Source organism: Vagococcus allomyrinae (assembly GCF_017829975.1).
GTDB classification, from domain to species: Bacteria; Bacillota; Bacilli; order Lactobacillales; family Vagococcaceae; genus Vagococcus_D; species Vagococcus_D allomyrinae.
This window is the reverse complement of sequence record NZ_JAEEGA010000001.1, coordinates 1-24,781: the sequence shown is the minus strand read 5'-3', so window position 1 is coordinate 24,781 and position 24,781 is coordinate 1. Positions and strand designations below refer to the sequence as shown.

19 protein-coding genes are annotated in these 24,781 nt (G+C 42.5%); 4 read left to right on the top strand and 15 right to left on the bottom strand.

The window, feature by feature from the left end; genetic code table 11:
* Positions 1-71 precede the first annotated feature (71 nt).
* Both I6N95_RS00095 and I6N95_RS00090 read right to left on the bottom strand, forming a co-directional pair.
* Positions 72-1,049 carry an ABC transporter permease gene (locus I6N95_RS00095; protein ID WP_209524301.1) on the bottom strand — a complete coding sequence of 326 codons (978 nt, stop codon included), beginning with the start codon at positions 1,047-1,049 and terminating at the stop codon, positions 72-74.
* Entirely contained in the window at positions 1,050-2,540 is a 1,491-nt protein-coding gene (locus I6N95_RS00090; protein ID WP_209524300.1) for a sugar ABC transporter ATP-binding protein, read from the bottom strand.
* 569 nt (positions 2,541-3,109) lie between these two features.
* Between I6N95_RS00090 and I6N95_RS00085 the strand changes: the two genes are divergently transcribed.
* The 3 genes from I6N95_RS00085 to I6N95_RS00075 are packed head-to-tail and all read left to right on the top strand — an operon-like array spanning position 3,110 to position 5,980.
* On the top strand, positions 3,110-4,042 hold the full coding sequence (locus I6N95_RS00085; RefSeq protein WP_209524299.1) for a sugar-binding transcriptional regulator: 933 nt from the start codon (positions 3,110-3,112) through the stop codon (positions 4,040-4,042).
* A gap of 4 nt (positions 4,043-4,046) precedes the next feature.
* On the top strand, positions 4,047-5,609 hold the full coding sequence (gene lsrK, locus I6N95_RS00080; protein ID WP_209524298.1) for an autoinducer-2 kinase: 1,563 nt from the start codon (positions 4,047-4,049) through the stop codon (positions 5,607-5,609).
* A 14-nt stretch (positions 5,610-5,623) separates the two neighbouring features.
* Complete coding sequence (locus I6N95_RS00075; protein ID WP_209524297.1) at positions 5,624-5,980, top strand: cupin domain-containing protein; 357 nt, start codon at positions 5,624-5,626, stop codon at positions 5,978-5,980.
* Between the two features lie 481 nt (positions 5,981-6,461).
* On the opposite strand, the gene fucO is transcribed toward I6N95_RS00075, so the two are convergent.
* The 8 genes from fucO to I6N95_RS00035 all read right to left on the bottom strand — a co-directional run bounded on the left by fucO (position 6,462) and on the right by I6N95_RS00035 (position 15,846).
* Complete coding sequence (gene fucO / locus I6N95_RS00070) at positions 6,462-7,613, bottom strand: lactaldehyde reductase (protein ID WP_209524296.1); 1,152 nt, start codon at positions 7,611-7,613, stop codon at positions 6,462-6,464.
* 143 nt (positions 7,614-7,756) lie between these two features.
* Positions 7,757-9,523 carry an L-fucose isomerase gene (locus I6N95_RS00065; RefSeq protein ID WP_209524295.1) on the bottom strand — a complete coding sequence of 589 codons (1,767 nt, stop codon included), beginning with the start codon at positions 9,521-9,523 and terminating at the stop codon, positions 7,757-7,759.
* Positions 9,524-9,570: 47 nt separating this feature from the next.
* Positions 9,571-10,671 (bottom strand): ABC transporter substrate-binding protein, encoded by a 1,101-nt coding sequence (locus I6N95_RS00060; protein ID WP_209524294.1) that lies wholly within the window; start codon positions 10,669-10,671, stop codon positions 9,571-9,573.
* Between the two features lie 19 nt (positions 10,672-10,690).
* Positions 10,691-11,689 carry an ABC transporter permease gene (locus tag I6N95_RS00055; protein ID WP_209524293.1) on the bottom strand — a complete coding sequence of 333 codons (999 nt, stop codon included), beginning with the start codon at positions 11,687-11,689 and terminating at the stop codon, positions 10,691-10,693.
* Positions 11,667-13,199, bottom strand: coding sequence for a sugar ABC transporter ATP-binding protein (locus I6N95_RS00050; protein WP_209524292.1), 1,533 nt, complete (start codon positions 13,197-13,199; stop codon positions 11,667-11,669). Before I6N95_RS00050 ends, I6N95_RS00055 begins: the two co-directional genes overlap by 23 nt.
* A gap of 18 nt (positions 13,200-13,217) precedes the next feature.
* Positions 13,218-13,643: an RbsD/FucU family protein gene (locus tag I6N95_RS00045; protein WP_209524291.1), complete on the bottom strand. Its 426-nt coding sequence runs from the start codon at positions 13,641-13,643 to the stop codon at positions 13,218-13,220.
* A 44-nt stretch (positions 13,644-13,687) separates the two neighbouring features.
* The gene (locus I6N95_RS00040) at positions 13,688-15,130 is read right to left on the bottom strand and encodes a rhamnulokinase (protein ID WP_209524290.1); all 1,443 of its coding nucleotides are present in this window, start codon (positions 15,128-15,130) and stop codon (positions 13,688-13,690) included.
* A 23-nt stretch (positions 15,131-15,153) separates the two neighbouring features.
* Positions 15,154-15,846 carry a class II aldolase/adducin family protein gene (locus I6N95_RS00035; protein WP_209524289.1) on the bottom strand — a complete coding sequence of 231 codons (693 nt, stop codon included), beginning with the start codon at positions 15,844-15,846 and terminating at the stop codon, positions 15,154-15,156.
* A gap of 192 nt (positions 15,847-16,038) precedes the next feature.
* Between I6N95_RS00035 and I6N95_RS00030 the strand changes: the two genes are divergently transcribed.
* The gene (locus I6N95_RS00030) at positions 16,039-16,794 is read left to right on the top strand and encodes a DeoR/GlpR family DNA-binding transcription regulator (protein WP_209524288.1); all 756 of its coding nucleotides are present in this window, start codon (positions 16,039-16,041) and stop codon (positions 16,792-16,794) included.
* A gap of 52 nt (positions 16,795-16,846) precedes the next feature.
* On the opposite strand, the gene ftsY is transcribed toward I6N95_RS00030, so the two are convergent.
* The 5 genes from ftsY to I6N95_RS00005 all read right to left on the bottom strand — a co-directional run bounded on the left by ftsY (position 16,847) and on the right by I6N95_RS00005 (position 24,635).
* A complete protein-coding gene (gene ftsY / locus I6N95_RS00025; RefSeq protein WP_209524287.1) occupies positions 16,847-18,172 on the bottom strand; it encodes a signal recognition particle-docking protein FtsY in 1,326 nt (441 codons plus the stop codon).
* A 31-nt stretch (positions 18,173-18,203) separates the two neighbouring features.
* Positions 18,204-19,025, bottom strand: coding sequence for a Cof-type HAD-IIB family hydrolase (locus I6N95_RS00020; protein ID WP_209524286.1), 822 nt, complete (start codon positions 19,023-19,025; stop codon positions 18,204-18,206).
* Between the two features lie 48 nt (positions 19,026-19,073).
* A complete protein-coding gene (gene smc, locus I6N95_RS00015) occupies positions 19,074-22,661 on the bottom strand; it encodes a chromosome segregation protein SMC (RefSeq protein WP_209524285.1) in 3,588 nt (1,195 codons plus the stop codon).
* Positions 22,662-22,736: 75 nt separating this feature from the next.
* The gene (rnc, locus tag I6N95_RS00010; RefSeq protein ID WP_209524284.1) at positions 22,737-23,429 is read right to left on the bottom strand and encodes a ribonuclease III; all 693 of its coding nucleotides are present in this window, start codon (positions 23,427-23,429) and stop codon (positions 22,737-22,739) included.
* Positions 23,430-23,768: 339 nt separating this feature from the next.
* Positions 23,769-24,635: an ROK family protein gene (locus tag I6N95_RS00005; protein ID WP_209524283.1), complete on the bottom strand. Its 867-nt coding sequence runs from the start codon at positions 24,633-24,635 to the stop codon at positions 23,769-23,771.
* Between the last annotated feature and the right edge of the window lie 146 nt (positions 24,636-24,781).

The window sequence follows — 24,781 nt, the reverse complement described above, 5'->3', positions numbered from 1 at the left end:
TCCGCTAATGCTAATGGCTAAAGCCATAAACTTAGAGGCCCTCCTTGTAAAATTTAAATCGGTGTCCGCTACTAGTCAATTTTAGCCGCTAAACGTTGGTGACGTAACTTCTCAATGGAGCGCTTGTTCATAACAGCCCCCACCACCACGATGACAATCAAAATCAAACCAGTGATCGTGTTGTCAAATGTTGATGGAAATCCGAGAAAAACTAGGACTCGACTGATAGAAGCCATTATTATCGAGCCTGTCACTGCACCCCAAATCGTTCCGACACCGCCATTTAAATTAATGCCACCAATCACGCACGCTGCAATCGCTGTCATTTCATAACCCATTCCTGCTGTTGGCGTAATAAACCCGACCCGACTGGCATATAGCACCCCTGCTATGGCAGCTAAGACGCTACATACTGTAAAACTAATGAGTTTTGTTTTGACAATCGGAATACCGATTAACTTAGCCCCATCTTCATTATCTCCAATAGCTACGAATGACTTACCACGATCGGTCCTTGTTGTATAGATAAAAATAAGTAGAGCCAAGATTAACACACAGACATAGAAAAGTGACAAGGTGCCAAATAATTCTTTTTGAGCCAAGGCTTTAAATCCCAACGGTAAATTTTCGATCCACTTACCTCCTGTATAGACATATATCAGTCCACGAACAATCCCATTAGTCCCTAAAGTCATAATAATAGAAGGAATCTTAAAATAAAGAACTCCCAAGGCATTGAATAGCCCAACTCCAACTCCAAAAACAATGGCAGCAATCAAAGCGACGAAGATCGATTGTCCTCCAGTGATTAAATTCCCCGCCAAAGCGGCCGAAAACCCCAAGGTTGCACCAATCGACACATCGATTTCACCAATAAACAATACAAATGCCATACCAATGGCTACTAAAGCATACACGACACTGCCGTTAATTGTTTGAAAAATATTACGAGAGCCAAGGAAACTTGGATTAAACATCCCTACTAACAAAAAGATTAAAACAATCACCACAATGGACATAAATTCTCGCGACTTGATGACATTCTTCACTTAAACCACCTCTTTCATGACCCCAAATGCGGCACTCATTAAATTATCGGGAGTAATAGTTCCCAGACTGAATTCCTGATTAATTCGTCCACGATACATCGTGACTGCCCGGTCAGACAATTGAACTATTTCTTCCATATCAGATGAAATCAATAAAATCGCCACGCCTTGCGTTTTCAGTTTATCAATAATTTTATAGACATCTTCTCGTGCGCCGGCATCTATTCCTCGAGTAGGCTCGTCCAAAATCAGTATTTTAGGAATGGAGGCTAACGCTCGTGCAATCACTATTTTCTGCTGGTTCCCACCAGACAAAGCACCTATTTCCTGATCAATCCCCGTCGCCTTAATGACAAAGGATTCTTGATACTCTTTATACAATAAGCGATCATAATTTCTATTTACTAACACTTTGCCCATGGCACTTAAAGAGGCCGAGGAAATATTCAAGCCAATATCACTGATTTTAAAAATGCCATTTTTAAATCGATCCTCAGGTACATAGTTTAGCCCTGCTTCAATGACCTCTTTTGTCGACATCCCCGTAATATCTTTGCCAGAGACAAAAACTTTGCCTTTTTTCACCTTATCTCGACCAAATACTGATTCAACCAGTTCCGTCCGACCTGCTCCCACCACACCAGCTAAACCCAAAATTTCGCCAGCACGTACTTCCAAAGTTATATCGGCAAAACCATTTCCCGACAACTGGTCTATTTTAAACACAACTTCCCGATCAGCATAATCAATCCCTATCTTTTCACTTTTTGGCTTCAATTCCGTGTCATCAGGTAATAGAGCTTGAATGAGCCGATCATTTGTAAACTCTGCCACTTGACCCTCTAATGTTATCTTTCCGTCTCGCATAATGGCCACTCGTGATGCAATCTCAAACACTTCATTCAATCGATGGGTAATGTAAATAATCCCGACTCCCTTATTCTTTAGCTTAACGACGATCTCAAACAACGACTGAATCTCATTGAATGTCAAAGAACTGGTCGGTTCATCCAAAATCAGCACTTTAGAATTGCGAATCAGCCCCTTAATTATTTCAACTAATTGTTGTTCAGCAATTGATAAAGTCGTAGCTTGGCGATGAATATCCAATCTCCAGCCCAGTTCAGCAATTAGATCCACTAATTGCTTTTTCTTCTCCGCTTTATTCCCTTCCAGTCCCAATAGAACATTTTCTTCAACCGTCATGTTAGAAAACAGCATCGGTTCTTGAGGAACCAAGTAAACACCACATGATAGAGCTGCCGATGGAGTATTTTTCTTCATCGTCACTCCATCTACCGTCAAGCTGCCTTCATCACACTTATAAATCCCCATGACAATCTTCATTAAGGTGCTTTTACCAGCCCCATTTCCACCAATGATTGCCAATACATCACCTGAATAGAGAGACATATTAATGCCTTTTAAGACATGATTACTGCCAAATGATTTACGAATATCCTGACAGCCCAATAAAGGAACATCCTTCATTTTATCTCCTCCTTTTTGTATTTTTAGGTATAGCCTTCAAAACTTCGTGCTTTAGCCTTTAGTAGTTGATGAGATAGAAACCTTGTGTAGTGTCCACTATCAGTAAGTGCTGCCATTATTCTTACGAATTCATTCGTTAGAGATAAGGGACAACGTAGTAAAGCACTAACCATAGGGGCCCTCCTTTTACTTTTAGGTCCGGCCTTCAAAGCTTTACGCTTTAGCGTTTAGCATTTGATGAGATCGAAACCTTGTGTAGTGTCCACTATCGGTAAGTGCTGCCATTATTCTTACGAATTCATTCGTTAGAGATAAGGGACAACGTAGTAAAGCACTAACCATAGGGGCCCTCCTTTTAACATTTGTTTCCAATTAAAACTTTTGTTATCAACCTGTACTTTTGTACAACATACGAAACCTTTGTAATAAACAACTAGCAACTTCTTGACACCAGTTTATATTGAAAACGTGTACATGTCAATACAGTTTTGAATTTTTTTTAAAATAATGTTGATTTCGAACTAAACAATTGTTATACTATGTTTACAAAAGTATAAACGGAGGCGCGTATGGATAAAATGGAAATGAGCAGTATTTACGAAAGATCGTTACTCACTAAAGTTGTGTGGATGTACTATATAGAGGGGATGACACAAAAAAGTATCGCTGATGCCATCGGAGTCTCTCGCTTAAAGGTCATTAAAATGCTGGAAGAAGCTCGATCAGAAAACTTAATACAGTTTAAAATACCCGTAGCAGATCGCGAAAAAATCGAAATTGAACAAACCTTAACAAAGCACTATCAACTAAAAGATGTCTTTATCGTGCCAACTGATGATCAAGACAACATCAATGAATCTATTGCTCAAGCAGCCGCAATGTACATTAATGATATGATTAGCGATAACGCTTATATCAACATGGGCTATGGCGACACCCTCGGCAGAGTATTAAACAATTTAGCGAATATATCAGACAAACGCTTATCAATCATCTCAATGACCGGCGGCGTGGCACCCTATTTACCCAATAATAAATCTCATATTTTTAACGCTCAGCTCTACCTATTACCCTCCCCTCTGTTGATGAGTTCCGCACAAACAGCGAAGAACATTTTATTGGAAGAACCTATTAAAGAAATTATGGAGATGACCAACTTAGCAAACATCAGTGTCGTTGGCATTGGAGGAATGGATGACGAAGCAACAATTATCAAATCAGACATCCTTGGCAAAAAAGACTTTATCAAGCTAGAAATGAAAGGTGCGGTTGGTGACGTTCTGATGCATTTCATTGATAAGGATGGCCAATTAGTGACATCAGATATCGAAGAAAAACTAGTTGGAATCGGCTTGGAAAAAGTCAAATCATTCGATAACGTGATTGGAGTCGCCGCAGGAAAAAATAAAATTTCCGCCATTCGAGCAGCTTTAAAAGGTGGCTATATCAACACCCTTGTTACAGATGAAAAAACAGCGAAAGAACTAATAAAGGAGGAGTAACAACATGAAAAAAAAATGGCTTCTAGCTTTGGACGGAGGGACTGGCAGCTTCAGAGCGGTGGTCTTTGATTTCTACGGAAATCAACAGGCCATCGCTCAACGGGAATGGCAGCATTTGCCAGATCCTCGCTATCCAGGAAGTATTGATTTTAATTGGCAGTACAACTGGCCACTAATCGTTGAATGTATCCAAGAATTATTAGCAAACGGGATTCAAGCTGACGAAATCGCAGCTATCAGCACCACCTCTATGCGTGAGGGTTTTGTTTTATACGATGATAAAGGAAAAGAACTACTAGCCTTTTCCAATGTTGATGCCAGAAGCAAGCAAGAGGCCATTGACCTAAAGGAACAATTCCCTTCATTAGAGAAAGAACTCTACCAGATTTCCGGCCAATCCTTTGCTTTAAGCGCTATTCCGCGATTGCTGTGGGTAAAAAATAACGAACCTACTATTTATCAAAAAATGAGCACCATCACTATGCTCAACGACTGGATTACTTATAAACTAACAGGTCGCTTATCAGTTGAACCTAGTAACGCTAGTACCACTGGTTTGTTTTCATTAAAAGACAGAAGCTGGGACAAAAAATTAGCCCGCCGCGTAGGACTAAAAGAGACAATTTTCCCACCAGTAATTGAAAGCGGTTGTATCATTGGCCAAGTTTCTCAAAACGCTGCTAAATTGACAGGATTATCAGCAGAGACACCCGTTGTAGCTGGCGGAGGTGACGCTCAGCTAGGTTCAATTGGCGTAGGAGCCACAAAAAAAGGCCAAGCAACACTCTTCGGAGGAAGCTTCTGGCAATACGAAGTCAATTCAGCTACTCCAACAATTGATTCCTCTCATCGAATTAGAATCAATTGTCATGCTGAAAAAGAACACTGGCAATTTGAGTCAATTGCTTGGAATCCCGGCTTAGCCATGCGCTGGTTTAGAGACGCTTTTTGCCAAAGTGAAAAAAAACAAGCCTCAAAAGAAAAGACCGACGTTTATTCCCTACTGGATCAACACATTGCGACCATCCCCGCCGGTTGCTACGGAATGTATGCGCTATTTTCTAACGAGATGAACTTTCTTGAATTAAAACATGCGGCGCCTTCTTTTATTAATTTTGCCTTAGATGCAGAAAAATTTAATAAATACACTTTCTATAAAGCTATTATGGAGAGCGCCGGCATCGTCACTTACGGTCACTTACTTCAGGCAGAAACTCTCACAGGTGAAAGTCCTCAAGAAATTATTTTTGCTGGCGGCGCTTCAAATAACTCTAATTGGTGTCAAATTATTTCGGACATCACTGGCAAGATCATTAAAACCCCCATTGTAAAAGAAGCAACTGCCCTTGGCGCTGCCTTTCTAGCAGGCGTAGGCACAGGCGTTTATCAGGATTTAGAAGAAACTAAAACCTATATTAAATGGGATAAATGTTTTTACCCAAATCAAGAGAACCATGACAGTTACCAAGAAATGTATGCACACTGGCAAAAAATCTATCATTCACAATTAGACCTAAGCAATCAAGGTTTAACGGAGTATATGTGGATTGCGCCAGGTGTAAAATAGAAAGGTGTGGAACTATGTTTTATGTAGATGAAAATGAAAAAGATTACCGCTTTGGAGATAGCGGCCCAAAATACTTAATGAAAGGTCCTCGATCTAATTTCGCAATAGTCAGATTCAATCCAGGACAAGATTTCCCGGCCCATTATCACAACATTATGGAAGAAAATTTTTATGTCATCGATGGCACGATTGATATTTACGTCGATGATAAAAAAATAACCTTAAACAAAGGGCAATTCATTCACATCGCCCCTAAAGAAGTCCATTACGTGAAAAACAATTATAGCGAACCTATTACAATGGTCTCTACTCTAGCCCCATATCAGGAAATTGATAAAATCGACGCCCCTGATTTTATCCCTCAAAACTAGATGAATGACCACGTCAAAAAACCTTGTGTCATCAAAAGATGGCATAAGGTTTTTAGTTTTTTGTAAAACAGACAATTCAGCTCCCGATACTTTATGACACTTTACGCTAAAAAACAACGCCGTGAATCATTGGCACAACAGATTCTCCTAAATGAAAAAGGCATAGATAAACGAAAAAAATTGCTATAATGTAAGCACAGAGCGGTTTTAAGGCGGTGGCAAATCCATTTCTTTCTCTAGCTTTTCTAGTTAGACTTACTCAGTAAATTATCAATCCAGCTAGAAGACAAAGAGCGTCTTTTAGCTGGATGTTCTAATTAACTCGAAGTCTAAGCAAGCTGAAAAGCTTTCAATTCGGAGTTGATGCGTATGGGCATACGTACAAATCCCGACGAAAGGAGGTGCCTGTGAGTGTCGCTGAAGCCATTGGGTTAATGTTAAGTTTTGATCATACCGAAGTCACATTATTAGACTATCTCCACTATAACATCTGACGATAAATCATCTCAATATCCGCCAAATTTGTGTCCCGCGGATTCCCCCCTGTACAAACATCGATCAAAGCATCTTTGGCGATCGCTGAGATATCTTCTTCCTTCACACCTAGCTCTCTTATGTGTTGAGGAATGCCGACATCTATCCCCAGTTGACGAACAGCCGCTACGGCTTTATCACGAACATCCTCTAAATCCAATTCGGCAGCGCCTTCCACGCCCATCGCTAAAGCAATATCCCGATATTTTTCACCTGTCTTCTCCTTATTGTACGCCATAACATCTGGCAGTAAAGAAGCACAGGCAACGCCATGGGGGACGTCGTACCAGGCACTTAAAGGGTGCGCCATGCCGTGAACCAAACCAAGACCGACATTTGAAAATCCCATGCCTGCAATATACTGACCTAAGGCCATCTCTTCACGAGCACTTTGCTCGCCGTTGACAGAGGATCTTAGGGAACGAGCAATTATCTTAATTGCCTTAATGTGCAACATATCTGATAATTCCCAGGCCCCCTTAGTGATGTAACCTTCAATCGCATGTGTTAATGCATCCATCCCCGTCGCTGCACATAATCCTTGAGGCATGCCCATCATCATATCACTGTCCACAAAAGCCACAACTGGAATATCGTGAGGATCTACACAAACAAACTTACGCTGACGCTCTTTATCTGTAATCACATAATTGATGGTCACTTCTGCTGCCGTGCCCGATGTTGTGGGAACCGCTAAAATAGGCACACTGGGCTTTTTAGTTGCCACTTCCCCTTCTAAACTACGCACATCTCCAAACTCAGGGTTTGCAACAATAATGCCGATGGCCTTAGCAGTATCGATAGGCGATCCACCACCAACTGCCACAATATAGTCAGCTTCAGCCGATTTAAATGCTTCAATCCCTGCTTGAACATCCTCAATGCTAGGATTTGGCACAATGCCATCAAACAGCCCGTATGCCAGACCGGCCTCCTCTAAGATTGTTGTTACCCGAGTCGTCACTCCTACCTCAAGTAACCCTTTATCAGTTACAACTAACCCTTTCTTAAATCCACGCTTGACCACTTCATCCGCAATTTTGCCAATGGCCCCTTTACCAAAATAGGCGGTTTCATTCAAAATCATTCTGTTTACCATCACTAACTGACCTCCTCAACTTTTTATCTGCATCTCACCACTCCCTAAGCATTTGTTCACTTAGAGAGCAGTGAGTTAAACCTACGACGAACCTGACAACCGATTCTGACTAACGTCCCCAAAGTACACAATTAAGCACTTAATTACTTGTAAAGGGGGCCATAGTTTTGACAGGCACGATAATCAGCACCTTCCAATTGCTCAGTGCCAAACATCCCCCAGACTCGCGGACGGAAAATCTGATCTTCTGCCACATTGTGCATATTAACCGGGATTCGCAACATAGCAGCCAAGGTAATTAAATCAGCTCCTATATGACCATAGCTAATCGCACCGTGGTTAGCGCCCCAATTATCCATGACACTGTAAACATCTGTAAAAGCTCCTTTGCCTGTCACTTTTGGAGCAAACCAAGTGGTCGGCCAAGTTGGATCTGTTCGATCATCCAATTGGTGATGGACCGCTTCTGGTAATTCGACCGAATATCCTTCGGCGATTTGTAACACGGGCCCAATCCCCTTAATAAAATTAATCCGGGCCATGGTCAACGGCATCTCGCCTTTGGTTAAGTAATTGGTTGAAAAACCACCACCACGGAAATAACCTTTTGAAGCAGGTCTAAAGGAGGTATTGGCTAAAATAGCCTTTTGATCATCAGCGGTTAATTCCCAATGAGGTTTCATTATCGGTTTGCCGTTATCGCTGGCCTGACCATTTCCATCCAGAGTAGCCGCGCCCGAGTTGATCAAGTGAATCACCCCTTCCTGACCATGACCCGTTAAGCGATGACCAGTGACCCGTTCCACTGAGTCAGCTGACCAAAATGTCCGCACATCGGCAAAAATCTGCGCCGTATTTGTCAACATATAATTCAACAACATAGTAGCACCATTCAAACTATCGTTCTCTGTGGCTAAAATAAATGGCGCACGTTTGCCATTCCAATCAAACGAGGTATTTAGGATGGTTTCCATAAAGTCGCCATTTGGAAAGTGATCCGTCCATTGACGCTGCCCTTGGAAACCAGCCGCAATCGCCCCGTGGCCACACGCTTCTTCGGCAAAGCCCAACTCCGCTAAACGAGGATTGCCGATCATCAAATCTCTAGCAATCAGCGTCATTTTGACCACCGTTTCCCACTGGGCATCCAATTCTTCCCGACCCCACAGCCATTCTTCAGGGTTATTATCCGGCCCTTCAAGACAATTCGCTTTGACCCACTTAAGAGCTACCTGATATTCTTCAGGATCGTAAATCCCTTCATCAATCCGTCTAGTGAATTCTGACATGTCGATCGATTCATTACGCATCCCCAAATATTCTTGGAAAAAATCATCTTTAACAATCGAACCAGCAATCCCCATACAGACACCTCCCATTGCCAAATAGGAATAATCGCGAATATTGGCTACTGCTAACCCCGCCTTAGCAAAGGTCAACAACTTTTCCTGAACATCTGTTGGAATATCGGTGGCATCGGCATCCTGAACTTCTTTACCATAAATCGCAAATGCTGGAATGCCCTTTTGTGCATAACCTGACATGGCTGCGGCTAAATAAACCGCTCCTGGCCGTTCTGTACCATTAAATCCCCAGATGGCATGAGGCATATCAGGTGTCAAATCCATCGTCTCTGTTCCATAGCACCAGCAAGGCGTAACAGTGATGGTCAAGCCTACATTTTCTCTCTTAAATTGTCGCTGACAATCCATGGCCTCCTGAACCCGTCCAATCGTCGAATCGGCAATCACACATTCCACAGGGCTACCATCTGGGTACCTTAGTGAACTCGTTAAAAATTCCGCCACCGATTGTGCCATGGCCATCGTCTGTTTTTCCAAAGATTCTCTAACACCACGTCTCCGTCCATCAATTGTTGGTCTAATTCCAATTCGCGCAAATTCTCTCATTTTTTGTCCTTCTTTCTTTTTTTCTTCCGACTACTGCGGTTAGCTACTTACTCATATAATAACGCTTGGATATCTTCATCATCAATATTCGCTGAATCATACCATTCAGACCCTGTATCAACATCTGCTACTTTTTCTCCCTTTGCAGCACTAACTGCTAGCTTAACTGCATTATAGCCGATCGAAACAGGATTTTGGGTAACCGATCCTAAAAACTTGTCATTGCGAATCGCATCTTGCTGCAAGGCACCTGAGTCAAAACCAACAGCGATCACTTTATCATTACCAATGCGACCACCGGACATCCCTGCGTCAGCATTGATGATCGATTTTGCCGCAAATTCATTGGACCCATACATGCAGATAATATCTTTTTTCTCCAATAATGATTGAGCTTCCGTTTTCCCAGCTGAATCCGTTACCTCTGCTGGCACGCGAACTTCAATTGCCACAAATGCATCCTTTTCACTCACATCATTTTTAAACTTGTCATGACCAATAACAGCAATTTTTCCTTTGCCGACATTAGCATCCGCTTCCATTAATTCGACTATTTTATCAACAAACCCTTCAGTTCGCTGGGTAATTGACAACGAATTGACTTCTTGTGAGACTACCCCAATTCGTTTGGCCTCCTTACTGGCATCAGTCACTTTATCCTTTAACTGCTCATAGGTTTTTTCAGCCGCCAGTTCACCCGCTTTATAGTTATCAGTTGAAGCATTGGCTTTGATCGCCCCTTCTGGCGCTCCTGGTACCCCTGAATCAAAACCGATAATCGGAATACCTTTATCCATAGCCTGAGTGATAGCATCCAAGGCAGCATTGGTGTCTAAAGCCGCTAGCGCAATGGCCGCTGGTTTTTTATTGATGGCATTATTCAACATCTCCACTTGCTCTGCCACTGCCACCTCATCTTTTGGCCCCACGTAATTCATCTTTACGCCATCTTCTTTGGCAGCTTTTTCTGCGCCAGACTTAACAGCTTTCCAAAAATCATGCTGAAAACCTTTGGCAATGACTTCAACCGTCATCTCTCCCTCCGCCCCAGATGACTCGGTTTTATCAGTTGAATTGCCACAAGCGACTAACAACGAACTCAGCAACAGCACACTACCTAACAGAACTTTCTTAACGCTTTTTTTCATTGTGTATTCCTCCCATTTTCTATAGATCTTTTTTACGATTTCGATAGATATCCGCATAAACTGCAAAAATCACCACAAAACCGGTAATAAAAATTTGATAGTGAGGTTGTAAATCGATGTAAGGCAATCCGACTTTTAAGACCGTCATAATAAATACCCCAATCAATGTCCCGGAAATCGAACCAACACCACCTGCTAAAGAAGTGCCACCTACTACAACAGCCGCAATCGCATCCAACTCCATGCCGCCCCCTGAGCCAGGCAAGATCGTCGTGTAAGTAGCGGCATAAGCAATCCCTGCTAAGCCAGCAAAGAAACCACTAAACACATAAGCCAATCCTTGCCATTTCACCACATCAACCCCTGAAAGACGTGTGGCCTCACTATTGCTACCAATCGCAAAAATGTAACGGCCAATTTTAGTCCGATTCAAAATAATCGATGCCACTAAAGCGATAGCTAATAAGACAAATATTCCGATGGAAAAATTATTAGCTGTTCTAAAGAGACTTTTATACCAGCCATCTTCCGTTCCCCTTAAAGGGAAAGTAATACTCTGAACATTTGATACGATTGAACTGAGGCCCTTCGTAATCATCATCGTTCCCAGAGTGGCGATAAACGCCGGCAGCTTGAATTTCGCCACCATAATGCCATTTAACAACCCGAACAAACTACCAACTAAGACGATACATATCAGCGACAACCACAGCGGCAGTCCAACCTTCGTATATAAAACACCGCCACAAATGGCCGAACACATCATCACCGTGCCGATCGATAAATCCATACCGCCAGTTATAATAACAAAGGTCACACCAATTGCCAAAAAGCCGATATAATAGGAGGCATCAAAGATACTCACCAATGTGTCCGTGCTTCTAAAGGCAGGACTTGAAAGGGAGAAAAAGGCATAAATCACAATCAAGACGATGATGGCAATAACTTTTTGTACCCCAATTCGCTGGACGATCTCCTTCCATTTAGGCGTTTTTTTATTTTGTGCTTGTTCTGACATCCACGTCTCCTCCATTTCTTAATGTGGCGTAGTGTAAGATTTTTTCTTGACTTGCTTCGGAAATATCCAATTCGCCGGTTTTCCGCCCCTCACACATCACCATAATTCGATCGCTCATACGCAATATTTCAGTTAATTCAGATGAAATCATGATGATTGATTTACCTTGAGCCGCTAACTCGTTCATTAATTTATAAATTTCATTTTTAGCACCAACATCAATCCCTCGAGTCGGTTCATCAAAAATCAAAATCTCACTATCCTGCTCTAACCACTTGGCAATCACCACTTTTTGCTGATTTCCACCAGATAAATTGCGAACTAACTGCTGTGACGAAGGCGTCTTTGTCCCGAGGGCTTTCACATATTCATCACTTTTTTTAACCAGTTTTTGCTCATTAATTAACATGCCGTGGCTATAACGGTCCAAACAAGTTAGCACCGTGTTGTTGGCAATCGACATATCTACCACCACACCATAGCGTTTGCGATCTTCTGATAAATAGCCAATACCATGTTGGACAGCATCTGCTGGTTTTTTAATCACAACTGGTTTCCCATGAATTTCAATATCACCTGAATCGCGTGTATCTGCACCAAAAATCAAGCGAGCCATCTCTGTTCGCCCCGCTCCCATCAAACCAGACACCCCTAATATTTCTCCTTTTCGCAGAGTGAAATTTAAACCAATGACTTGGCGACCTTTATTAAGCCCCTTAACTTCCAAGACCACTTCGGCTCCTTCCGAGACATTTGACTGACTTTTTGGGTCCTCATAAATAACCCGCCCAACCATCATGCTGATGATATCATCCTTCGTTGACGCCTTCGTCATGAGGGTTCCCACATATTCACCGTCACGCATAACTGTCACACGGTCGGTAATCTGATTAATTTCATCCATCCGATGGGAAATATAAATGACCCCAATCCCCTTTTCCCTTAGATCATCGATAATCTTAAAGAGCTCCTTAATTTCAGATTCAGTCAAAGCCGCAGTCGGCTCATCAAAGACAATCACTTTTGCATTCATGGATATCGCTTTAGCAATTTCCACCATCTGTTGCTTCCCTACGGTCAAATTGCCAACCAACTCTTTAGGGTTAATCTCAATATTTAGTAAAGCAAACAATTCCTGAGCTTGGCGATTAATCGTTTCATCTGTGGTAAACAAGCCAAACTTGAGATTTTCTCGACCAATAAAGATATTTTGTGCCACTGTTAAATGATTGATCATGTTTAGTTCCTGATGGACAATGACGACACCTTGATCCATGGCTTCTTTCGGTAGCTTAAAGGCAATCTCTTGTCCCTGATAAATAATTTGCCCGCCATCTCGCGGATAAATGCCTGTTAAAACTTTCATTAAAGTTGATTTCCCTGCACCATTCTCCCCCATCAAGGCATGGACTTCACCTCGATACAAATCGAAGTTGACTCCCTTAAGAGCCTTGACCGGACCAAACTGTTTACTAATCTGCTTCATTTCCAAAATTGGTTCCGTTTTCATTTATTCCACCTCTCCCGCTTACTTAACAACACCCTTGCGTAAGATAATATTCGCATAAATCGCTTCTTCACCTGTTGCCAAAATCGCATATGCCTGTTTGCCTCGTTCGTAGAAAGCGGAACGTTCCAAAAATTCCAAGGAATCATTCTCAACAGACTGCTGACTAAAAATCGTCTTGAACTCTTCCCAAATAGCAGGTTCGGCATCCCCTTCAACCACTGACATCAGAGCAATTCCACTGGACACGTACGTATCGATTGGTAGCAAGGTTAAAATAGCCGATAACAATTCAGGCACTCCTAGTCCATCTTGTCTCACTAATAATTGCGCGTTAGCAGCAGCTGGATAATTGCCATCGGCAATTACCAGCTCATCTCCATGTCCCATCTCCATTAATACTTTAACTAACTCAGGTGACAACACCTTTGGTATCTGTTTTAACATATCGTCCTCCTTCTATTTGTCGGTCCGACCTTCGTTTTATGTGTTTAGCTGATTGCCAACAAACGTTGATAGCGTCCAAATTCTTGATCCCACTTAGTTTCTTTTTTCGGTAGGTATTTTTTGACATACTGGCTTTTCTTCAACTCCATGCGAGCCTCTGTCAAGGTGCCTAGAGCGCCATGATAAATTAATTGCGTATTAATGTTGCCGATAGCCGTCGCTTCATTAGGCCCTGCATAGACGATCATTTGACTGGCTGATGCCACCATCTGACACAACAACGCTGAATTTGCACCGCCACCGACAATGTTCACACTATCAAATTCATAGCCAACTGTATCGACTATTTCCAAGAAAGTGTATTTGTATTTAAAGGCTAGGCTTTCATAAATACAACGGATTAACTGGCCATCTGTTAGTGGCACTATTTGTCCTGTGCGCTTAGCATAGGACTGGATCCGTTCAATCATCTGACCAGGAGCAGAAAATACTTCAGCGTCTGTATCAATCAAGCAAGCCATACTATCAGCCTCATTTGCTAATGTTTCTAATTCCTGATAGTTGTAATTTCTCCCCAAAGACTCAAATTCTCGCTTAACTTCTTGTAAAATCCACAAGCCGGTAATATTTTTCAAAAAGCGGGTTGTCTGGTTAAGTCCCTTTTCATTGGTTAAATTATAGGATTGAGCTTTTTCAGTTAAAACAGGTTGTGGCAACTCTGTTCCAATGAGAGACCAAGTTCCGCAAGATACAAACAAAAATTGATGTTCTGACGGCACGCTGGCAACAGCACTGGCAGTATCATGGGAGCCTACGTTGATCACGGGAATAGCCGGTAAGCCCAGCTCTTTTTTGATCATGCCCAACAGCGTTCCTGGTTGAACAATAGTTGGAAAAATAGCTCTGGGTAAATCAAACAAGTCGATAAGCTCCCAATGCCAATCTGACGTTAGGGGATTCATTAATTGAGAAGTTGAAGCGATCGTCGCTTCCGTTTGACGTTTTCCCGTTAAGAAATAACCAAACAAGTCTGGCATAAATAAAAGAGTCGTTGCTTTTGCTAAACTTTCTTCCTCGGTCAACAACTGAAAGAGCGTATTAATCTCCATCAGTTGATTGCCTGTAGCTGTGTATAACGCTTCTGGAGATATTTTTTCCAAGGCCTTTGCCAAATACCCTTGGGTTCGTGGATCTCGATAATGTCTTGGGTAAGACAACAACCCCTTATCATCTAGCAAGCCATAATCCACGCCCCAAGTATCGATCCCGATACTGTCAATCTCATAACGAGCGGTCGCTTTTTGAATTCCTACCACAAGCTCATGGCACAACTGAGGGAAATCCCAATACAAACTACCCTGTTTAGCAATCGGTTGGTTGGGAAAGCGATGAATTTCTTCCAAATGTAACTTTCCCTGATCAAAAACACCCAAGATAACACGCCCATTAGAGCCGCCAAAATCAATGGCTAAGACATTCTTTTTCATCATTCCCCTTCTTTCTGAGGTTTTTAGCTGTATTTTTTATAACCGGGATGTTTCCCTGTAACTTTATAGCCCTCTCTCATTGAAAACAACCGTTCCAATGTATCCCGTTCAATCTCTTCCTCTTGCTTTCCCCCTAATAACATGCGGGCATAAAAAGTTGTTTTGGCACATAATTCCAACGACTCCATCCGATAGTAAGCCGTGATCAGATCTGAGCCAACTGTTAAAGCCCCATGATTCTGTAATAACAACACATCATGTTCTGGTAAATAAGGCGCAATCGCCTCTGGCACTTCATCTGTTGACGGTGTCCCAAAAGGGGTGATTGGCACAGAACCGATCGCAATCGCCGTTTCAATTAATGAGTAACTATCTAGTGGTATGTTCGCCAAAGCAAAACCAGTGGCCACAGGTGGATGGGCATGAACAACCGCCCCAACATCACCCCGATCTTGATAACATTTTAAATGCATTTTTATCTCACTAGAGGGGCGATAGCCTTCGGCCCCTTCCAGAACCTCTCCTTTACTATTTATTTTTAATAATTTATCTGGTGTGATAAAACTTTTACTAATGCCAGTTGGCGTTGCCAAAAAGGTGTCTTCAGCCAACTTAACCGTGACATTCCCATCATTAGCCGCTACCCAACCTAATTGCCACATTTTATTACACACTTCACAGATTTGTTCTTTAATCACCTGTTCGTTCATTGTCATTTCCTCCTAAGTTGAAAACATGTTCTGTCATTACGCTAGCCATGACTCATTTTTCTTAATCCTATTATACGATTTCAAAAAGAAAAAAATAGATTTGAACAAAAAGTTGAACTGTTACCGCTTTTATACTAAAATTAGTTCACAACGAGTCAAAACTATTCACAATCAATCCAACCATAGGAGGTGCTGATCTTGACTTTATCCATCCGTCAAAACACTATTTTAGATCTGCTTACCAAAAAAAAGAGTCTCAGCAATGCTGAATTATGTAAGCAATTATTTTGTAGTTTATCAACTTTGCGCCGAGAGTTACTCGATCTGGAAACCAACGGCTTAATCAAACGTCACCATGGTGGCGCTACCATTATTTCCAAAAGTAATACTGAGTTCTCCCACTTTTATCGTGAAACTGAAAATAACGAAGCTAAAGCCTATATCGCCTCCCTTGCTGCGGATTTTATCGGCAACGGCATGTCAATCTTCTTGGATTCTAGCAGTACATCCTTCTATATTTGCGAACATTTGCGACAATTTCACAATATCATCGTCGTGACCAACGGCTTGCGCAACGCCATTAGTTTAAGTGCCATGGACAATGTTAAAGTCTATTTGCCTGGTGGGGAGCTTAAAACCAACTCCACCTCAATTGTCGGCGAGTTAACCGGTAACTTCATCGCTAATTTTAAAGCCGATCTTTGCTTCCTCTCTTGCCGTGGCATCGATCCTGAAGGAACATACGAAGCCAGTTTGAATCAAGCACTCTTTAAGCAACATCTGATGGCCAACGCGAAACAATCCATTCTCCTATGCGATGAAACGAAGTTCGATTCCCCTCACTTTTTTAACTTGTCCAGTTATCAACAGATCGATGCCCTTATCACCAATACTGAGCCCAGTATTGACTATCTGGAAAGTGCCCATAACCTCGATTTTGAATTACTCTACTAAGTAAAAAATAACAGCAAGCACAATGATGTCACTCATTATACTTGCTGTTACTCTATTTTGCTTCCAGTAATTCTTTGAACATGCCATTGATAAAATCATTCGGATTAAAGGGTTGCAAATCATCAATCCCTTCGCCTAAGCCAACTAATTTAACTGGAATGTGCAACTCATTGCGAATCGCCAAGACCATCCCACCTTTGGCCGTACCATCTAATTTAGTCAGTACTAATCCCGTCACATCAGTGGTTTCTTTAAACTGCTTCGCCTGAACCATAGCGTTTTGCCCGGTTGTAGCGTCAACAACCAACATCACTTCATGGGGGCCATCTGGTATTTCCCGTTGAATAACTCGCTTGATTTTTTCCAACTCATTCATCAGATTAACTTTGTTTTGCAAGCGACCAGCCGTATCCACCAATAAAATATCTGCCTCTTGGGCTTTGGCTTTTTCCACTGCATCATAGACAACAGCTGCGGGATCGCCTCCGGCATTACCGCGAACCACTTCAACCTGAGCACGTTCTCCCCAAACGACTAATTGGTCAATCGCTCCTGCTCTAAAGGTGTCCGCCGCCGCTAAAAGAACTTTTTTCCCTGCTAAACGGTACTGATTGGCAAGTTTCCCAATACTAGTTGTTTTACCGACACCATTAACGCCAACGAATAACATGACTGTTAACCCCTGTTGAATGTTCAACTGGTTATTTTCGCCTTCGCTGTTTTCTTCGTAAATCTCAACCATCTTCTCAACAATCGCCTTTTGAACATCGCTGTTCTTTTTAGCATTGCGTAGCTTCACTTCTTTGCGCAACTCATCTGTAATTCGCAAACTGGTTTCAAAGCCAACATCTGCTGTAATCAATGTTTCCTCAAGGTCTTCGAAAAATTCTTCATCCACACTACGGAAATTAGCCATTAATTCATTTAAGACTTGTGAGAAAGTTCGTCGGGTTTTTTTCAGCCCCTTATCCATTTTCTGAGCGGCTTCTGATTCTGTTGAGGCATCGGTTTCCAGCACTTCTGCAATTTCCGCCACGGGCTCAGGAACCTGCTCAGGTGCTACGGGAGCCACTTCCTCAACCTCAACCGGTTCGCTCAGTTCAACTGGTTCAACATCCAAGGTCACTTCAAGTTCTTCAACTGTCGTCTCTGTTTCAGGTATTACCTCTGTTGGAGTCCCTTCTGGTTCGCTGACATCCAGTGTGGTTTTCCCTTCATCTTCAACAGCCTCTGGCCCTTCGTCCAGTTCAGCCGTGTCAGCCACCTCAGTGGTCTGCTCCGCTGATTCCTCTTGCTCCACATCAGTTTCAACGATTTCTTCCACTGTTTCTTCTTGTTCGCCAGTAAAAGCTTTTTTTATTTTATCAAAAAATCCCAAACGAGTTCCCTCCTTATATGATTGTCATTATTTATGGCGTTTCGTTTAACACAAATTTCTCAACGGCTTTGGCGACACCATCTTCTTCATTGGAATCCGTAATATACTGGGCCATTTCTTTGATTTCTGCTGAAGCATTGGCCATGGCCACTCCTAAGCCAGCATAGTCGATCATCGACAAATCGTTTTCTTCATCTCCTAAAGCCATCATCTCACTTTGGTCAATCCCTAAAATCTGACCTAGCTTGACTAAACCATTGGCTTTTGTGACATGCTTATTCAAAAATTCAAATAATCGTTCTCCTGAGCGAACAATATTATAGCGCTCATGGAAGCTAGCTGGAATTTTCGGTAATTGTTGCTCCAAATAATCCCCTTCTATCGCACAAACCATCTTGTTGAAATCACGATCTTGAGGTAACTCAGCTAATGTTCGATCTTCAAATCTTAAGATAGAATTCAACTGATTGTACAGTGAAGGATAAGCCGCTGGTTGCGGCTGAATGCGATAGACTGTCTCGTTAGAAACCACGTCTAAAGGCAGACTTAGTTCCTGTGTTAAGTCAAAAATCGTCGCCACATCCTCAAAGCTCATAATGTCTTTTGATAAGATCTCGCCAGTGTCGTTCTTTTGAACCAAGCCGCCATTAAAGGTCACAGCGTAATCGCCTGGCTCAGTTAAACCCAACGTTTCCAAATGGCCAACGACTGAATTTAATGGTCGCCCCGTACAAAGGACGACTTTTACCCCTTGAGCTTTCGCTTGCTGAAGTGTTTCAATATTGCGAGCAGAAATCTGTTTATCATCTGTCAATAAAGTGCCATCTAAATCAATGGCGATTAATTTAATCATTCTAGTCAATTCCTCCCTGTTTTTAGTTGACAAATTCAACTAAAATAATCACGCCGTTTCGCTGTCTATTTCAATATCGCCACGCTCGTTAATTTCTTCCAAGCGAACTGATACAATCTTCGATACGCCTGATTCTTGCATGGTCACACCGTACAACACATCGGCCGCTTCCATCGTGCCTTTTCTGTGAGTAATTACGATAAACTGAGTGTCATCTTCAAAGTGACTTAAATACTGGCCAAAACGGGCAACATTGGCCTCATCTAAAGCAGCCTCGACCTCATCTAGCACACAGAATGGCACAGGACGAACTTGAATAATCGAGAACAACAATGCAATCGCCGTCAAGGCCCGTTCTCCCCCTGAAAGCAAACTCAGGCTTTGCAATTTTTTGCCAGGTGGCTGAGCGACAATTTCAATCCCGGTATTTAATAAATCCGTTGGATCAGTTAGACGTAAGTCAGCGTGTCCACCGCCAAACATATTGGGAAAGACAATTCGAAACTTCTCACGAATCGCCATAAAGACTTCTTCAAATTTCTCCTTCACGATGTCATCCATTTCAGTCATCGTCTCAAACAAACTTTCTTTGGCGTCTAATAAATCATCTCGCTGAGTCACCAAAAAAGTATAACGTTCATTGACAGTCTCGTACTGCTCGATTGCGCCCATATTGACTGGGCCTAAGCTGTCAATCTCTCGTTTTAAACTGCGAATTTTACCTTTAGCTTCTTCAAACTCGACTTCTAAAGGATACAACTCCTTGCCAGCTTCATATGTTAAACTGTAATCTTCCTGTAAATGTTGCAGCGCATTATCCATGCCTACTTCCGAACGACTTTTAACCACTTCTGCTTTTGACTTTTTGCCAAGCAGCTCTTGTTGATTCTTATTGGCAGTCGTTAAATCCCCGTCCAGTTCAGCTATTTTCTGATGAACACTTTCCCGCTCCTCTTTTAAACTGACTAACAGAGCTTGTAAAGTGGTTTTACGCTCACTTAACTCCACCATCCGCCCTTGAATTGATTCTTGAGATTCAGCGTGATCGGAACTCGCGTCGGTTAAAGAACGGATTTGCTCAGCCAGTTTAGCGGCTTCTGTTTGAGCTTCTTGCAATTGACTGTTCTTGTCTGCAATCAACTGTTGTGAATGAACGATTTGTTCTGAAACAACCGCCACCCGTGATTGACGATTTTTCAACTTCTCTTGGGCTTCTTCACGCAACTTGGTGTTGATGGCTTCCTGAGCATCTGTCTGATTCATCTCTTCATCCAGTTGCTGACGAGCTTCCTGAATATTAGCCATTTGAGCTTCCAGTTGCCCTTTTTGCTCTTCGTAATCCGCCAAAAAGTTAGTTAAGCCTTGGGAGTCATTTTCAAACGCTTGCTGTTCTCGGGTTAATTGTTTCCGCTCAGTTGCCAACATGTCAAGCTGACTTTTTAATTCTTGCTCCTTAATTCGAGCCTTTTCGCCTGCTTCTCGCAATTGTTCCAACTGAATATCGGCATCGGCTACGTCCTCTTTTAATTGACGAACCAGTGCTTCTCGTTTAACCAGTTCAGCGGACATCTTAGCGACTTGCTCCGTCAGGGTTTGTAACTCACCTGCTTGAGCAAAGAGATTGCCTTGATTGCCTTTACGAGTGGCACCACCAGTCATGGAACCACCAGGATTCATGACATCCCCTTCTAAGGAGACCACCCGAAACTGATAGCGAACCTGCTTGGCAATTTGGTTGGCACTCGCTAAATCACGAGCTAAAATGGTCACACCTAAAAGATTTTCCACCACATGCTTAATCCGTGGCTCAAAACTTACCAACTCACTGGCAATGCCGATAAAGCCGGCAGTCCCTTTTAGTTCCTGGCGAACCGTACTGTTCATCGTCCGAGGCTTAATCGTGGTCAACGGTAAGAAGGTCGCCCGACCTAAACGCTTGTTTTTCAAATAAGCAATCGCCTTGCGACCTGCACCTTCGTCTTCCACAATCACATTTTGAGCCGCCCCACCTAAAGCAGTCTCAATTCCCAATGCTAGTTCTTGTGGCACGGTGATCAATTCGGCTACCGCTCCGACTAGACCGGAAACTTCATCCTTAGCCTTTAATACCGCTCGCACCCCTTGATAGAACCCAGCATAATTTTCCTGCAATTCTTGAAGACTTTTTTGCCGCGCCTTGGCTTGTTGTAAAATCCCCATGGCATCGTACATCTGCTTCTCTTTAATGCCTAGCTCTTGCTTAGAGCTATGAGCCAGCTTTTGAGCCGCTGTGTATTCACGACGCAGACGCTCCAAGGCTTCCGTATGTTTCGTTAATTTCAATTGGCCTTCTGCTTCTCGCTCACTTAATTGAGCCTGTTGCTGAATCAATTGCTGATGCTGGTCGATAGCCACTTGATTTTTAGTGCTCTCTTGTTGGTACTGTTTCTCCAAGTGCTTTAAATCATTACTTGTATTGGCTTGATTTTGCATCAGCTCCACGTATTCACTGCGCAGTTCTGCCAAACGCTCTTTAGCCGACTTGCTGTACGTTTCCACTAACTCAGTTAACTCGTTGACTGTGGCAACTAACTCCGCTTTTTTGGCTTCTTTTTTAGCCAGTTCTTGAGTCAAGCCCGCCTTTTCCGCTTCAAATGCCACAATTTTGGCCCGCACCCCTTGTAAGGTCTGGTCGTATTCACTGGCGGTTTTTTCGGTATTTTGAGAACGCTCCACCAAGACATTTTTTTGACCTTCTGCCTGTTCATAAGCTTCTGTCACAGTCAGTAGATGCTGTTGTTCCAAATCGAGCTTTTCGTCCAAGCGCGTTCGCTTGTCCCGCAGATTGATCAAGGTTCGCTCAAAATTGCCAATCGAGGCGCTGACATCGGCCAACGTCTGATTAACCTCAGTCAATTCAACATCCCGCAGCTGCCACTCCGCCTTTAACTGATCAATTTCATGAACAGTCACACTGACATCAATCGACGTCAACTGCTCCTTTAATTGCAAGTACTTCTTGGCGATGTGGCTCTGCTCGCCTAAAGGCTCCAACTGGCCTTCCAATTCATAAATAATGTCCTGTACCCGATTTAAATTATCTTCTGTTTCAAATAATTTTTGTTCAGCTTGCCGCTTTCGCTGCTTGTACTTTAAGACGCCCGCAGCCTCTTCAAATATCCCTCGACGATCTTCTGGTTTACTATTAAAAATCGCTTCAACCTTACCTTGAGAGATAATCGAAAAAGATTCTTTCCCTAAACCAGAATCCATAAAAAGATCAATAATATCTTTTAAGCGACAACTTTGTTTATTAATATAAAAATCACTTTCGCCTGTCCGCTTAAGACGGCGAGTGACACTGACTTCGCTAAAATCAAGCGGTAAAAAGCGCTGCTCATTGTCCAACACAACGGTAACTTCGGCAATGTTTAAAGGCTTCCGCTTAGTCGTACCGGCAAAGATAACATCGGGCATCTTACCCCCACGAAGGCTTTTCGCCGACTGCTCTCCCAGTACCCAACGAATCGCTTCAGTAATATTACTTTTGCCACTGCCATTAGGCCCAACAACCGCTGTTAACCCTCTGTCAAACTCAATCACCGTTCGCTCTGCAAAGGATTTAAACCCCGCAATTTCGATTTTCTTTAAATACACGAATACAAGGCCCCTTTCTTCAAACTAAAGCCAGCTGAACCGATGGGGAAACTGCCTCACCTGTCCAGCTGATTGTTATTTCTTAATATTCATAATGGCGAATTCAGCGGCCCGCTGTTCTGCCATCTTTTTCGATTTACCAATCCCTGTCCCAATCACTTTGCCACCAACACTAACCTCAACTGAAAATTGACGATCGTGAGCTGGCCCTTCTTCATGGACTAAACGATATTCAATGTCAATATCCCCATTTCGTTGCAGTATTTCCTGTAAAGCCGTCTTATGATCCATCTCATGTGAAAAAGCACCAGATTTTATTTTAGGGAAAACAACTTTCGCCACAAATTTTTCCACTTCAGCTAAGCCACGGTCCAAGTATAACGCTCCTAAAAAGGCTTCAAATAAATCACACAATAATGACGGACGTTGACGACCATTAGAGTTTTCTTCCCCTTTTCCTAAACGAATATACTGATCAAATTCGCATTCTTTGGCGAATTTGGCGAGACTCTCTTCGCAGACAATCGCTGCTCGCATTTTCGTTAACTTGCCTTCTGGTAGTTTTGTATAAAAACCAAACAGAAACTCTGACACGATTAACTCTAACACGGCGTCTCCTAAAAATTCCAAACGTTCGTTATCCGCTAGTTGCAAATATCGATGCTCATTTACATAAGATGAATGAGTGAAAGCTTGCTCCAATAGTGTCGGATCGGTAAATTCAACTTGATACTTGTGTTTCACGAGCTTTATTAATTGTTCATTCATGGTTGTAACTTCCTTACTGAATAGCTTAAAAGTCAGACAAATCGAGCAACTCCTCTCTTCATCTAACCCCCTCCAGAGTGTTTCAAGCTAAACTGATTTTATATTTTTCCTCATACTCTAACCATTATACTGGTTTTAGCTCCGTTTGAAAATGTTTTAAGTGAATTATTCATAAATACTTATATTACTAAAAGGCAATTGTTCGTTTACTTCGCTAATTGTCAACAAAAAAACAATTCCTCTTACGATCTATCAGCAAGAGAAATTGTTTAGTTCACCACTTAATGGGCCTCTAGCTTTCCATTTCGGATAACCCAGTCTTCTGGAAGTTCGGCAAAACTAGTCCGATTGAGCCACTATTGCCGCTCCAATTAAGTTAGCCTCATTGCCGAACTGGCAGACGGCTAATTTTGGGAAAAGTGGCGAGCGTTGCCCATAACCCATAATCAATTGCAAATGACGCTCAATGTCAGCGATTAGGCCTGTTTTTGCTGAAATCCCACCACCGAGCACAATCAGTTCAGGATCAATGATATACTGCAAATTGTAAATTCCTAAGGCTAAATAATGATAGAGTTCTTCCACCGCCTGATGGGCTAGTGGATCACCTGCCTCCGCTAACTCAAAGACCTCTCGTCCACTTAAAGCCGTTTCCGACAATCCCTTGGCTACTGACACCCTTCGAGCCATATGTACAGCCGATCCAAGAAGCGCCCATTCATCACGACCATTAATTAACATCATACCAAACTCACCACTAAATGAATGATGGCCTTTACGAATCTGGCCGTCGCTAATAATCGTGCCACCAATTCCAGTACCAATCACCACAAAAAGCACATTTTGCTTATTTTTAGCAATCCCATAACGCTGTTCAGCCAAAGCCGCACACTTCGCATCGTTTTCCATAAAAACCGGCAATCCCATAGCTTGAGACACCACTTCACGAAAAGCAAAACCATGTAAATAAGCTAATGAGCTAGCGCCTTCTAGAATCCCCGCTGTCTTATTAACAATCCCTGGCAAACTAAAGCTCACCCCTTTGAGCGGATAATCCTGACTTTTTCTCGCTTTTAAGTTCACTAATTGAGCTAACATTTCCTCCCAGCTGGCGGGGGAAAGCGCTTGCTCTTCTGCCAGCAGTTTACCAGCTTGCCAAATCCCACTCTTCACACTACTACCACCAATATCAATCACTAAATACATAAACACTCCTTCTAGATTTGCTCTTGAACCTCTCATGACTAAAGTCACAAGATTCTTGGGAAGAAAGCATACTTGATAGCGTATTTCTTTACTATCAGCGGTGTCTTTTATTTACCAAGCTATCCCCGCAGTTCCTACGGTTATTG

What these genes read in the sequence shown, in the direction of transcription:
- I6N95_RS00090 (WP_209524300.1), bottom strand. Translation starts at nt 2,540, where the DNA reads ATGAAGGATGTTCCTTTATTGGGCTGTCAGGATATTCGTAAATCATTT.
- I6N95_RS00085 (WP_209524299.1), top strand. Translation starts at nt 3,110, where the DNA reads ATGGATAAAATGGAAATGAGCAGTATTTACGAAAGATCGTTACTCACT.
- lsrK (WP_209524298.1), top strand. Translation starts at nt 4,047, where the DNA reads ATGAAAAAAAAATGGCTTCTAGCTTTGGACGGAGGGACTGGCAGCTTC.
- I6N95_RS00075 (WP_209524297.1), top strand. Translation starts at nt 5,624, where the DNA reads ATGTTTTATGTAGATGAAAATGAAAAAGATTACCGCTTTGGAGATAGC.
- fucO (WP_209524296.1), bottom strand. Translation starts at nt 7,613, where the DNA reads ATGGTAAACAGAATGATTTTGAATGAAACCGCCTATTTTGGTAAAGGG.
- I6N95_RS00065 (WP_209524295.1), bottom strand. Translation starts at nt 9,523, where the DNA reads ATGAGAGAATTTGCGCGAATTGGAATTAGACCAACAATTGATGGACGG.
- I6N95_RS00060 (WP_209524294.1), bottom strand. Translation starts at nt 10,671, where the DNA reads ATGAAAAAAAGCGTTAAGAAAGTTCTGTTAGGTAGTGTGCTGTTGCTG.
- I6N95_RS00055 (WP_209524293.1), bottom strand. Translation starts at nt 11,689, where the DNA reads ATGTCAGAACAAGCACAAAATAAAAAAACGCCTAAATGGAAGGAGATC.
- I6N95_RS00050 (WP_209524292.1), bottom strand. Translation starts at nt 13,199, where the DNA reads ATGAAAACGGAACCAATTTTGGAAATGAAGCAGATTAGTAAACAGTTT.
- I6N95_RS00045 (WP_209524291.1), bottom strand. Translation starts at nt 13,643, where the DNA reads ATGTTAAAACAGATACCAAAGGTGTTGTCACCTGAGTTAGTTAAAGTA.
- I6N95_RS00040 (WP_209524290.1), bottom strand. Translation starts at nt 15,130, where the DNA reads ATGAAAAAGAATGTCTTAGCCATTGATTTTGGCGGCTCTAATGGGCGT.
- I6N95_RS00035 (WP_209524289.1), bottom strand. Translation starts at nt 15,846, where the DNA reads ATGACAATGAACGAACAGGTGATTAAAGAACAAATCTGTGAAGTGTGT.
- I6N95_RS00020 (WP_209524286.1), bottom strand. Translation starts at nt 19,025, where the DNA reads ATGATTAAATTAATCGCCATTGATTTAGATGGCACTTTATTGACAGAT.
- rnc (WP_209524284.1), bottom strand. Translation starts at nt 23,429, where the DNA reads ATGAATGAACAATTAATAAAGCTCGTGAAACACAAGTATCAAGTTGAA.
- I6N95_RS00005 (WP_209524283.1), bottom strand. Translation starts at nt 24,635, where the DNA reads ATGTATTTAGTGATTGATATTGGTGGTAGTAGTGTGAAGAGTGGGATT.